The 11761-nt window shown below is 62.8% G+C and carries 11 protein-coding genes; 5 read left to right on the forward strand and 6 right to left on the reverse strand.

The genetic code is table 11. The features are described 5' to 3' along the window. Window positions 1-124: 124 nt before the first annotated feature. On the reverse strand, window positions 125-976 hold the full coding sequence (locus ACPYN9_RS03990; RefSeq protein ID WP_424464099.1) for a hypothetical protein: 852 nt from the start codon (window positions 974-976) through the stop codon (window positions 125-127). Between the two features lie 467 nt (window positions 977-1443). Here ACPYN9_RS03990 and ACPYN9_RS03995 point away from each other — a divergent pair, with 467 nt between their 5' ends. Further along, a complete protein-coding gene (locus tag ACPYN9_RS03995) occupies window positions 1444-2292 on the forward strand; it encodes a helix-turn-helix domain-containing protein (protein WP_424464101.1) in 849 nt (282 codons plus the stop codon). Between the two features lie 305 nt (window positions 2293-2597). After that, a complete protein-coding gene (locus ACPYN9_RS04000) occupies window positions 2598-3608 on the forward strand; it encodes a hypothetical protein (RefSeq protein WP_424464103.1) in 1011 nt (336 codons plus the stop codon). 596 nt (window positions 3609-4204) lie between these two features. Here ACPYN9_RS04000 and ACPYN9_RS04005 read toward each other — a convergent pair. Further along, window positions 4205-4843 (reverse strand): hypothetical protein, encoded by a 639-nt coding sequence (locus ACPYN9_RS04005; protein WP_424464104.1) that lies wholly within the window; start codon window positions 4841-4843, stop codon window positions 4205-4207. A gap of 1040 nt (window positions 4844-5883) precedes the next feature. Here ACPYN9_RS04005 and ACPYN9_RS04010 point away from each other — a divergent pair. Further along, window positions 5884-6528 (forward strand): hypothetical protein, encoded by a 645-nt coding sequence (locus ACPYN9_RS04010; RefSeq protein ID WP_424464106.1) that lies wholly within the window; start codon window positions 5884-5886, stop codon window positions 6526-6528. Between the two features lie 284 nt (window positions 6529-6812). On the opposite strand, the gene ACPYN9_RS04015 is transcribed toward ACPYN9_RS04010, so the two are convergent. Together ACPYN9_RS04015 and ACPYN9_RS04020 are read right to left on the reverse strand one after the other, a co-directional pair. After that, window positions 6813-7820 carry an acyltransferase family protein gene (locus ACPYN9_RS04015; protein WP_424464108.1) on the reverse strand — a complete coding sequence of 336 codons (1008 nt, stop codon included), beginning with the start codon at window positions 7818-7820 and terminating at the stop codon, window positions 6813-6815. Window positions 7821-7888: 68 nt separating this feature from the next. After that, window positions 7889-8200 (reverse strand): hypothetical protein, encoded by a 312-nt coding sequence (locus tag ACPYN9_RS04020; RefSeq protein WP_424464109.1) that lies wholly within the window; start codon window positions 8198-8200, stop codon window positions 7889-7891. A 521-nt stretch (window positions 8201-8721) separates the two neighbouring features. Between ACPYN9_RS04020 and ACPYN9_RS04025 the strand changes: the two genes are divergently transcribed. Together ACPYN9_RS04025 and ACPYN9_RS04030 are read left to right on the forward strand one after the other, a co-directional pair. Further along, a complete protein-coding gene (locus ACPYN9_RS04025) occupies window positions 8722-9585 on the forward strand; it encodes a T6SS immunity protein Tdi1 domain-containing protein (protein ID WP_424464110.1) in 864 nt (287 codons plus the stop codon). Window positions 9586-9662: 77 nt separating this feature from the next. Then, window positions 9663-10247: a T6SS immunity protein Tdi1 domain-containing protein gene (locus ACPYN9_RS04030; protein WP_424464112.1), complete on the forward strand. Its 585-nt coding sequence runs from the start codon at window positions 9663-9665 to the stop codon at window positions 10245-10247. 31 nt (window positions 10248-10278) lie between these two features. Here ACPYN9_RS04030 and ACPYN9_RS04035 read toward each other — a convergent pair whose 3' ends face one another. Together ACPYN9_RS04035 and ACPYN9_RS04040 are read right to left on the reverse strand one after the other, a co-directional pair. Next, window positions 10279-10920: a hypothetical protein gene (locus ACPYN9_RS04035; protein WP_424464114.1), complete on the reverse strand. Its 642-nt coding sequence runs from the start codon at window positions 10918-10920 to the stop codon at window positions 10279-10281. A gap of 219 nt (window positions 10921-11139) precedes the next feature. Continuing rightward, window positions 11140-11670, reverse strand: a complete 531-nt coding sequence (locus ACPYN9_RS04040; RefSeq protein WP_424464116.1) for a hypothetical protein — start codon at window positions 11668-11670, stop codon at window positions 11140-11142. Window positions 11671-11761: the final 91 nt, after the last annotated feature.

The raw sequence follows: 11761 nt of genomic DNA on the forward strand, positions 1-11761 counted from the left end.
CGTGCGCAGGCGCCACGCAGCGTGGCACGCGACCGCCAGTACCTGTCGAGTTCGGATGCGGAGCCGAGGCTAAGCGGGCCTCGGCTCCGTGCCCGTTGCGGCATGGACCTCCGCGGGTGCTCGACTACGATCGGCAGCCCGCCGCGGAGATCCGAGGAAGACCGATTCGAATGTCATCGTTGGTCCGGTTCGGATTGGGGGTCACTCCGGGCACGAGGAAGACGATGGCGAACGTCACGGCAGCGTTGCTGGGGGCGACCCAGGTGAACGTGTGCGTCTGCACGCCACTGAGCAAGTTGGTCGGACCTCCAGCGGCCGGCTTCGTGATTCCCTCCCAACGCGTTGTCCCGTTGATGCGCAGGTTCAGCGTTTGGGGGTCGGTCAGGGCAGTACTCGTGTTCGTGACGAATGTGAAGGTGTAAGCGGTGCCGCTGACCGGAACCAAGACCGTTGACCATTGAACGGTGGTGATGCCGTTCGCCACGTTTCGATCTTGAACGGACAGGAACGAGTTCGTGTTGCTTACAGGAAGCGGCAGGTACGTGCCGCCGACACGATTGTTGTAGGTGGGGTCAGGATGCGTGCGCAGCTGGCCAGACGTCGACGCTTGCCAGGATGCTGCCGATTGGAACTGTGGGCAGGGCGGCGAGGCTGCCGCCATCGGGGAGGTAGTCGCTCCTGCGACCACAGGGATGGACCACGCAGCACCCGTCACGAGCGTGCGGCGCTTCATGGGGGCTGAATCCATATCGAGGCGCAGGCTCCCGTGAGTATGCGACATGAGTTTCCTTTCGGCGGAGGGACAGGCGCTCGGCTCAACACAACAAGTGGCTTTCGACGCCGTTGGACCGCGAGCGTCTCGAACATCGAACACCCGACCTCGGGCATTCTTCGAGAACCGTATTGAAAGCAGGATCAGCATGCGCACGCTGAGAAGTACTGGCTCGGCGTTCGAAAGATAAGGGATGAAACTCATTCAGGAAGATACCCGGAGAATTGAAGCGTTCAAGGCACGTAACCTCAGGCCCCCATGCGTTTGCGACGTTCTTCGCTCATTTCGCGTCATTTTCGCTTATTAGAAAAGCAACGCAAGATTCGTGCTCCAGGCTGAAAATGCCGATGGGTGGTGTGCTCTGGGGAGCCGCGCTCGCGAGGGAATCTCGGGGGAGATTCGCGCACCGCCCATCCGCGTCGAATTTCGCGGTTCGCGTCTCGCTTTCACTACAAGAGGTTCGAGAGCTGCACCCCCCTGACTGCCAATTTCGCTTGCGGAGGTGGCACCGTCGTCGACTTCGCCGAACCAAGCGATCGAACAACGGAATGAGCGCGCGTCAAGGCACATTGAACCGGTCTGGAGGACCTATGGAGCAAGTGGCTCGTACCCATTACCGCAGTAAGAGTGGCTGGGCACAGTTCCCTGGCTATCGGACGCAGCAGTTTCGAGTGCGCGGAACATTGCCAGCAGACATCGACACGGTGCTGAGAGCCGGGGTCGACCTCAGCGCGAGCACCAGTACGCCGACGATCGAGGCCTCGATACTTCGCTTCGACAGCTACCTCGTCGTGCGTGGGGACTCCTCGCCGATCGAGCTCGCCTGGAAGCGGGAGCGCGCTTCAGCCCAAAAACGAGCCCTCGTGCTCTTGCTGGAACGGGGAACGCTTGAGCTCGCGTCGTCTCATCGAACAGTCCGCCTCGAAGGGGCACAGATTGCGATTGTCCCTCCGGGGGACGATCCCGTCCTGCTTCGCTCGCACGAGAAGGTCACGGGCATCATCTTCTCCTTCGTCGCCACGGAGCTCGCGCCGCTGCAGATCCGCTGGCATCACTCAGACGGCGGTGTTGTGCGCCAGAGCGTACTGGCGCTCCTCAAGGCTGCGGCCAGAGCGACGCCCCCATCAAATCCTCAATCCGCGAACTCCTTGCGGTCACTCCTGCGTGCGGCGGCTCAGGCCCTGCTCGTCGAGGCGGTGCAGGTGTCCAACTCGTCTGAAGACGACACGCTCGGCCTCGTGCGACTCATCGTTGAGAGCAGATTCCAGGTACCGGGCTTCTCGGTCAACGACATCGCACGCGAAGCCGGCCTGACCCGCCGAGTGCTCGAGCGCCGTCTCCAGTCCGTCGGCGCGACCGCTGCGACAGTGCTCCGAGAGCGTCGCATCCAGAACGCTCTCGCGCTGATGCGCGATCAACCGGGTCTTTCCGCACGGGAGATCGCGTTCCGAAGCGGGTTCTCATCCCCCGTGACGATGAGACGGGCGGTAGCTGCGGCGCGCGAACGACCCGGAACCTGAACGGGCTCGTTGGTGCACACGACCGATCCACGGAACGGCTGCCAGATCCGAGGTGCTAAGACCTCGCCGTCAAGTGCCTTGTCGGGTTCGAAACGTGTGCATGCGTGCTGTGAGAGAAACTGGCCACCCCAATGAGAGAGATTCCATCGTTCGCCTCGATTCAGGTCCCCATCAGTCCTTTTCGTCCGGGAAATCTGCGCGGAACCCGACCAACGACAGGGATGCCACTTTCCTGCCCTAAGAAGCCACGAAGAGTTCGGACCTGTGCGCATAGCCTGACCGAAACCAGTTATCGGAGGCGCCACGTGCACGATCTCAGCCATCGTGGCCCGCCGTCCAATGCGGTCGCCCGCGAGGTGGTCCTCGACGGAGATGCCGCGATTCGTTGGATCGCCGATCTCGGATGGTCAACGGAACCGCGCAGTCCACGACTGCGGCTCGTGGCCGACCTCATCCGTACCGACACCTTTGCCATCGGGCGCATCTGGCACACGCCGGCCCGACTGACCTTCAAAGAGCAGCCCGATCAAGAAGGCTGCATGTTTCACTCCTTCGTCGGGGTCGAGGGCGTACACAGGCTGACCTCTGGCGCTGGTGAGGTGTCCCTGCCCCCGGGCGGAATGTATGTCAGCTCATTCGGCGAACGGCTAGAGATCAGCGCCGACGAGGCCGTGGCCCGCATCTTCTTCGTATCGCGGTGGGCCGACCTGCCGGACCGTGCAGGCAGGACCCCGGATCCGCATGTGGGCGTGTTCGGAGAGCGGAACGCTTACAGAGACATCTTCACCAGTGCGGCTCATGCGGCACTCAACTCCGTGACCACCGTGCACGGTGACGGATTCGATCGGGTGCGCGATGGGCTGCAACATCTCTTCGCGGGCGTGCTCGTCGACGACGCGCCAGCTCGCTCTAAGGTCGTCACGCGCGGAGCCCCGGCGTCTCGCGCAGATGCGCACGGCGGAGACCACCTCACGCTCCTGCGTCGAGCGTCTCGGCACCTCGAGCGGAACGCGAAGGACATCACGTTCGATGTGAGCAAGCTTGCCCGCGAGCTCGGCGTCTCTGCCGCCACACTCTATCGAGCGTACGAGGAGTCGAGCATGACGCCTGCCTCACAGTTGCGTCGTATCCGAGCTCGCCACGCACGCATGCTCCTCGAGAGCGGCGGGCGTCAACGCAGTTCCAACACACAAGACCTGAGGCAGATCGCTCAGGAATCCGGCTTCGGATCGGTACGAGCCATGCGGAGAGCGCTTGACGACACTCCCCTTGCGGATTCACGCCAGGCTCTTCCGCAGCCTGGCCCCACCACGTAGTCCGCCGCCGCCCACGACACCGAAACGTCTCGCGCGACCAGCCGCACTTTCTCACGGCAGCCTGCGCGCTGAAGCGTCCGCCTAGCTTGGTGGAGAACCGGCTGTTCGACTGAGCGAAGCTCCTAGATGCCAGGAACATTGCCCTACGTGAACGACACCGCGGCGTTGGGATGTTCCACAGACATCGAGCCGCGAATCGTACTCGCCACCACCATCGCACCCCCGCTCGCCGCCGCGTCCCCCGGAGGGTGCGGAACGCTCGTGTGGACGCAAGCGCCGATCACGGTCAACAACACGTCAGAGGCTCACGTTCAACCAGCACCGTCCCGATGCGAAGCGTGCGGTTCATCGTGCACGACCACACACGAGGCATTACCTACAACGACGGCATCAGCCTCGAGGGCTTCACTTCTCGCGCCGCGAGCTTCCTGGACACGAGGCCTCCACGCGTCGCCCTCACCGGTACTGGCTCGAACGCATCACCCTGGGGACTGGAGCATGCAATACCCTGCGACTCCGCAGGGAGCAGGAACAGCACGTACGGCGCGACTCAATTGCGGCGTTCGCCTCGACAGGCCTTGACGCAACGGTCTACTCTACCCGCAGCTTGATGCAGTGATGATGGGCAGTCGAATTCGGATGTCGTCAACATTGTCCGGATCTGCGGGGATACGGAAAATGTATCGAAGGGTCGCCGGGTCGTTACTTGGGGCTGTCCAGGTGAATGAATAGGTCGCCTCTGCACTCGACATGGCCACAGGTTCAACACCGGGCTTTGTGGCACCGTTCCATTGGGAGGCCGAATTGATGGTGATGGCAAGCCTCTGCACACCTGGCAGATTGTTGTTGGTGCGTGCCCGAAAGCTGAACGAGTAAAGAGTCCCTGCGACAGGTACGAAAGTCGTCTCCAGCAGAACGTTTGATATGCCTGAACCCGTGGGACCGATACGGTCCTGGATAGAGAGGAAGCTGCTCGCATTGTCCGAAGCGAGAGGGATCTCGGTTCCGCCGAACTGGTTCTGCCACTGCGGCTGGAAGCCCGACCGCAGGGGCCCGTTTACCTGCATGGACCAGTTGGCCGAGTTGCTGACGTTCGGGCATGGTGACGAGGCTGTCGCCAATGGAGTTGCCGAGGTCATGGCGATGACCGGCACTGTCCAGGCCGCCGCTTGCAGTGCCCGACGACGGGTCGTCGTCCCTGTTGTGTCGCGGTGTTCAGTTCTGTTCTGCGTCACTATGCACTCTTTTCTTGTCGCTAAGTCGAGCTTTCGTCGGGACCACACATGCACCGTTCGACAAGACGTAAATAGCTGTCCCGCAATGCGATCGGCCGGAACTGTCCGGTGATCCTGATGTCGAATCGCAACCTAGAGGGAATGTACTGACGCCAACTAACGCAATTTCGAGCAATGATGTGGCTGTTCCCGTAATCTATGCAACCTCACGTTCCGATTGCCATCTCGGAGAAATATCAGTTGCTGCATTGGGAAACACTGACAGCACTCTCGCGTACTTCGTGAAGGATCACCCGATTTTCCGTGGGACTTTCTCCACAACTGGACCAATCAGTATCGCCCCGCTGGAACTCGCGGCCCACGCGCGGGCACGGGAACCGGAGGGCAGGGTCGGGAAACTGCGTGAGCTGGCGGTGCCCGAACGGCGATGATGATCGGGACCATCCACGCTGCTCCTCGGACAAGCGTGCGCCGCGGGATCCCGGACTCTGTCAAAGAAGAATCTGAGTTGGTAGCCAAGTGCCTTTCGAAAGTTCAGAGATGACGAACACGCGTCGAACAGGCCCGAGTGCGGCCCGTCCTGTGAACCTTCGGACACGCGTCGCAAACCCTTTACGGCAGCGACGACGAACGCACGAGCGATTGGGAAGCACTGACCGTAACCGGGCGATGACGGTGCCCACAGGGCCAGGACCCGACCTTCGTGGCCTTGAGGATAAGGAACGCGATGTGCGTCGCGCGCACAACGTCAGGGTGGGCGTCGTTGTCGCGGATCTCGATCGGCTTCGGAGATTTCGCTGCTCTGGCTATATCCACCTATGCGGGTGCCCGGCTCAGCGCGCGCTTGGGGCTCAGTAACCGTGGCGCTTCCTACCTGTACCGATGCCTCTCACCGTTCTTTCTCATTACCACCAGGCGCAACCGGCCCCGCATACGTTGCTAACGGATCCCGCGGATGTGCGAGCGCGACGCCCCTGATCCGCGCGGACAAGACGGTCGCACCCCCGCACGAAACCTGGCCCCCGAAGAGATGAGAACGCATGTCAGAGCACGATGATCAGGGCCTCCAGGCCAGCACTTCAGCAGCCGGGCTCGGACGCCGGCGGGTTGTCGCCGGAGCCGCTTGGACGATTCCAGTCCTGGCGCTCGCCACTGCGGCGCCCCTCGCAGCTGCTTCGCCCGAGTGTCCAAGCATCGCGACACCAGACGGATGGACTGTCGTGAACTCGGGGCCGTTGCGCGTCAACACGAACCCGGAGTACAACAACAGGTTTGGTGGCGCACTAATGCCGCTGCCTACGAATAACGCGAACTCTTACCTTTCCGTTCAGGACCGAGTCGTCGCGCAGACCGCCACTGTCACGCTGAGCCGGACGTTCACGCCGGTGAGCGGGGTCACGTACACGTTCACATTCGATGCTCGAGTCACCGCCAACCTCACGACTCGTCAGCTCCTGCAAGTGTTCGTAGGAGGAACGTCGCTCTTCTATCGGACAACGCAGCAGGCGGGAGGGCTGCCGTTGCTGACGCCCGGCGTAGCCGGCGCAACGTACTCCTTCACTTGGACAGCCCCTAATAGCTCGCTCACGACGTTCTCATACCAGTTCGTCATTCCACAGACGAGCGGCGACAACGACGACATCCGCGTCTCGCTACCCACCATCACGTCGCCGTCCTGCCGATAACACGAACCATGTGGCAATCCTCGCCCGTAATGGAGGAGCTCCAGCAAGACCCTTGACGCTGACACTCCTCGATCGCGATTTTCTCGAGCGCAACCGCCACACCGTGAAGTCGATGGCGGGTTCCTGAACAACTGACCGCGCTATCGCGTACTTCGTGGAGAATCACCCAATTTCCCGTGGGTCTTTCTCCACAACTGGACCGATCAGTATCGCCCTGGAAAAGGCGAGTACTTCCGCAACTCCTAGCTGCCGACACACAAACGGCGGCGTGCTTTCACCTCATGTCAACTGTGGAGTGCAACTCGCGCTGGACGGGCAGCTCCGGGGAAGATGAAGAGTGCACCAACGATGCGGTAGCGGCGTAGCCAGCAAGCGAAGTAGCTGGCGGTGACGGCTGCGGCGAAACACGCGGGGATTGCTACATTCGGGTTCCGCACGTCTTCGGCGGCGAGCACAGCCGTCACGAGCATCATGACTGGCATGTGGACGACGTAGAACACCACCGAGTTCACCCCGATGTACTGGAGCCAGGGAGCAACGTTACGGTTCTCGCCTCGGTGGGCTCCGACTACCCGTCTTGCGAGTAGGACTGCGCCCGCCATACCCGTGAGAACGACAGAGAGAAGCGGCAATCGGTGAGCCGCGAATCCTTCGGCCATGACGTCGGTAAAGCCCCTGTTCCTGGCAACAAGGACCCCGCCGAAGACGAGAGCGATACCGAAGCAAAAAATGAGCAATCCGAAGGTTTCGAACCGACGAAGCCTGTCCCCGAAGCGTGCACAGAGGAGCCCGCCGAAGAAGAAAGCCGCGTAGTAGGGAAGGTCGCTGATGGGGCCGTCGGTCAGCGGCCAGCTCAACAGCAGCAAGGTTGCAGGGACGATCGCGAACCACAGGCCTGGGATCCGGGCGAGCGGCGGAGCTGCGGCGTAGTACACCGCGAGGTAGCCGATGAACCAGAGCCAGTTGGTCGGCCCCCAGAAGCGAGGCTCGAAGACCGAGACATGCTCGCCAGTCAGGACTTCTTCGGTGAGCATGCCAACGAGCATCCACACGAAGTAAGGCCAGACGAGCGTGCGGAACTTACTGCCGTAATAGGTCCAGAGCGGCCTGCGCAGCGAACGTTCCAGCAAGAGCCCGGAAAGCAGGAACAGGAGCGGCATCCGATACGGCGAGAGGACATCGTTGATGTCGGTCAACACCCGTCCGGGATGAACTCCGGCGAACAACATCGGGATGGTGGTGGCGTGGAGCAAGAGCACGAGCAGGATCGCCGAGCCCCTGATCAAGTCCATCCAACGTGCGCGCACTTTCGAGCCGACGTGTTGCAGCTGCGCTGAGAATGCAGGGGTGGCCGTCACGCTCAGGCCCCCGGTGTCGGGGTGAGGGTCGAGTGCAGCACGTTGTTCGCGGCGCGCTGCGTGAGGATACCCGCGAGGACAGCAAAAAACGCTGGCGGAACCACCACCCAGTCTGGGACGGTCGTCGTCGAGAGCGCGACGACAGCCACAGCGACAAAGAACGAGCTGAGTGCCCAAGTCGCGATCCTCCAGCGGCGGTGGACCGTCTGAGCGTGCGCCAGCTCCTGCACTGTGACAACACGAGCCGGTACCCACACCGCGACCTCGTCCCAGTACTCGTCGCCATCGTCGCGAACGATCTGTCGAGCCGCCACGGTCTTCCCGATTTTCTCTCCGGAGCCATCAACGTGCGCGAGCGTCCCAAGCTTCACTTTGCTCGGATCCGGGAGTTCACGTTCAACGGGTGGCGCATGCCCGGCCGTCAGTGCCCCGCGATCTCCTCGAACGCTTCTCCCGGTGTGCTGCATTCTTCACCCCTGTCCCCTGAACGCTGCCGCGTCGGCGCGTCTTTTCGCAACGGTCATTCACATTAGGAGCACCCCGAATCGCGTCGTGAGCAGACACGGGTGCCGAGGAGAACTCGACGTAGATTGGAACGAATTCGTCGCAAAATGCCTCAGCAGATCGCGCAGCCGCCGAGGCCCCGAGGAATACGAGCGCCTGGCGGGCTCCTGCGAAATGCTGCACCGTCTCATCCGCACATCAGACCGATGCAACTTGGCCGGACGTTCTGTCGCTAGGCGCCGCAAGTTCCGCGCATAGGGTGGATGCGGGTTCGGACGCCTCCGGAGTCCAGCTTCACCAAGTTGTCTATACGACCAGAGATGTCCACACCTTGCGCCAAGACGGATACCGACCAGCCGGCCCACTCTCGTCGAACACGGTCGAGAAATACGGCGAGCTTGTCCCGCCGTCCATCGAGGAGGCCTGGAAAGAGGGCGGGACCTGGATGACGGAGGACGGGTTCATCCGCCTCGTGGACCCGGCAGCCTTCGAGGATCTCCTCCCCCAGATCCTGCCGAGTATGCCCGGAGCGTATGCCGTCATGGCTACTGGGTACGGCGATCTGTTCGTGGTCTACGAGGACGCGCTCCACACCGTCTACTTCCGGTTCGGGTTTTTCACGACGTACGGCCACGAGTTCAGCGACTTGGATCCGATATTCAAGGTAGAGCGGCGATACCAGGAGCGGCTTTTGTTCCGCGCGCACTACGACGGCGCGGTGGCGGACCTGGGTATTCCCGCGATCGATGAGTGCCTAGGCTTCACGCTGCCGTTGTCGATGGGTGGGCCGCAGACGTCCGAGAACCTGTCCCGGCGGAAGCTGCGCGAGCATCTCCTCTTCCTCGTCGCAGCCGGCGGCGAGCCGCGGCACTACGACGTCGTGCATCCGCCGAACGAAGCAGCGCCAGAGTCGGTCAGCCCGACGCCCTCTCCGCTCGATGTCGCTGGTCTCGAGCAAGTCGCTCTGGAGCTCTTCGAGAGGATTCAGGCGACAGGCCCGTTCGGCACGACCGTCTTCGACGCCGAACGCGCCGTCGTCGTCTCCAAGCAAGGGCGCGGCGGTGTCTCGATTCTCGTGGGCGAAGACCGAAGCGTGCTCTATTTCACTTCGGCAACGTCCGCATCGGCCGCGATGGCCAACTACCGAGCCGGAGCCCGAACGGACCCAGCGTTGTTCCGCGCGCCGGGGACGTAGGGGCAGTCGCGCCAACAGCGAGACCAGAGAACCGCGGGAGCAACTCCCCATCATCAGAATCCCACAGGAGGACCATCGTGGACTACAAGGGCTACGTTTCCATTGGACCGGTCACGGACGCCACCGTCCCCAAGTACGGCGAGCTGGTGCCGTTGCCGCTCGAGGAGGCATGGATCGAAGGCGGGACTTGGGCAACCGAGGACGGCTACATGCGCATCGTGGACCCGGTCGCGTTCGAGGACATCCTCCCCGAAGTCCTTTCCAGCATGCCCGGCGCATACGCGCTCATGGCAACAGCCTTCGGAGACCTGTTCGTCGTGCACGAAGACATCGAGTACGTCGTGTACTTCCGTTTCGGCTTCTTCATGACCTTCGGGCATAAGTTCGCAATTTTCACACTAGATGACGTCGCCGACCGCGGTTATCAGGACCGACTCCTGTTCCGCACCACGTACGACGACGCGGTTCGTCGCCTCGGCACCCCCGATATCGACGAGTGCTTCGGCTACACCCTCCCGCTGTCGATGGGTGGACCGCAGACCGCGGAGAACCTGTCTCGACGGAAACTCCGCGAGCACCTCGCGTTCCTCGTCGCAGCTGGCGGAGAGCCGCGACACTACGACGTCGTGCACCCACCATCCACGCCGGAGCCGGGGCGGTAGCAGAGACGCCCAAGAAGGCCTTGTCGGCGCCTTACTCGGCCGGCGGCCGCTCCCCGAGCGCGGCTCCGCCGGCCGCGAGGACATCCCAGTGATGGGCTGCATCCTTCGGGCTCGGTTGCTTCAGCATGAAGTGGTGGGCATGGAACAGTGAGCGCTGGTGCTCCAGCACGTCGAACTGCGCTCCTGCGAGCGCGACAACCGGGAAGATACGAGGCTCTTCGCGTTTGCGCGCGTACGCGACTGCCGCGTAGGCGCGCCGTTCGCCCGGCACCTCCCACAGCGTCAGGCGCGTGGAGTACCGCTTGCTCGTGGAGTTCACGTTCGGGGTGTAGTAGCGGGGTTCCGCGTAGAGGAATCCTCGATGGAGTACTTCGGCACCCCGAATGTCGGTGTGCCGTGCTCCGTCCCAGATGCGCCGTAGCTTCGCCCCGCTGGCGCGGTCGACGTAGATCGGCACTTTCCGCAGGAACTGCACGAAGGTGACGATCGACATGACGTACAGCGCCGGGATGATGACGGGCATGAACGTCAGCCCCTGCCGGACCCGCCGCGGTTCCGAGGCCGGGTCCTCGATGGCGCCGAACAGCGGCTCCCAGAAGACCAGCAATGCCGTAGGGAACACGAACAGACCGACCGCCCCGAGGAGCGGCGGGATCGATCGGGCGTATCGCATCTCTACTCGATCGTCCCGAGCGAGAGCTTGCTCTGGCCCCGTGAGCCGTGATGTGCGCATGGACTCCTCCCACGGCATCAAGCTACCCGTCAGCGGCCATCTCGGGACCGGCCCACGGCGCAATCGGCCAGTGTTGGTTCGTGATCAGAAACCTGGGGCCGCGATCATCGGACAGTATGTCGGTTTCGACTCCCGCGACCGACTCGCATCACCCGAACTTCAGAAGGCGAGGACGGCGACGGTGATCGCTGTGATGAGGATGACTGCGGCGATGCCGGCTCCGATGCCGATCGCAGCGAGCGCTCCGTAGCTGAGTCGTGAGACGCGCGCCCCGGATTGGCGTGCTGCGTCCAGGAACTGCGGTCCGCCTCCGACGTTCCAGGCGTTGGCTGCTGAGATCTGGTTGCGGAGCTTCCCGACATCGGCTGCAACTCCGGCGCCTGGACGGTCGTAGATCGCCGCGGCGGCACCCGCTGCGGTGTATACGACCGCTCGGGTCACCGCGTCGGGGTCAGCGAGGAGCACGTACTTCTGGCCGCCAACCGCGAGGCGGATGTTCTGCGCGGCCGAGCGCACGGTGACTTCCGATGCTGGCGCCGCGAACACGACGACCCAGCCGTCCGGCTCGAGGGCCCAGAGCGTCACCCTTCCGTCGCTGACTTCGGCGTGAGCTGGCGCGTATCCGCGACCGTCCGGGGCGCCTATGGCGCCGGAGAAGGTGGCTTGGGGGAACCGCATCGGGGTAGTCACACGCATAGGTTAGATGTATTGACCTGGGACGTTGTGAACGCTTGATGGTTTGAGGGAAACGAAAACCTCCGTGAGGATGTGGGTTACCACA

This window comes from Pseudoclavibacter helvolus (genome assembly GCF_049707175.1).
Taxonomy (GTDB): domain Bacteria; phylum Actinomycetota; class Actinomycetes; order Actinomycetales; family Microbacteriaceae; genus Pseudoclavibacter; species Pseudoclavibacter helvolus_A.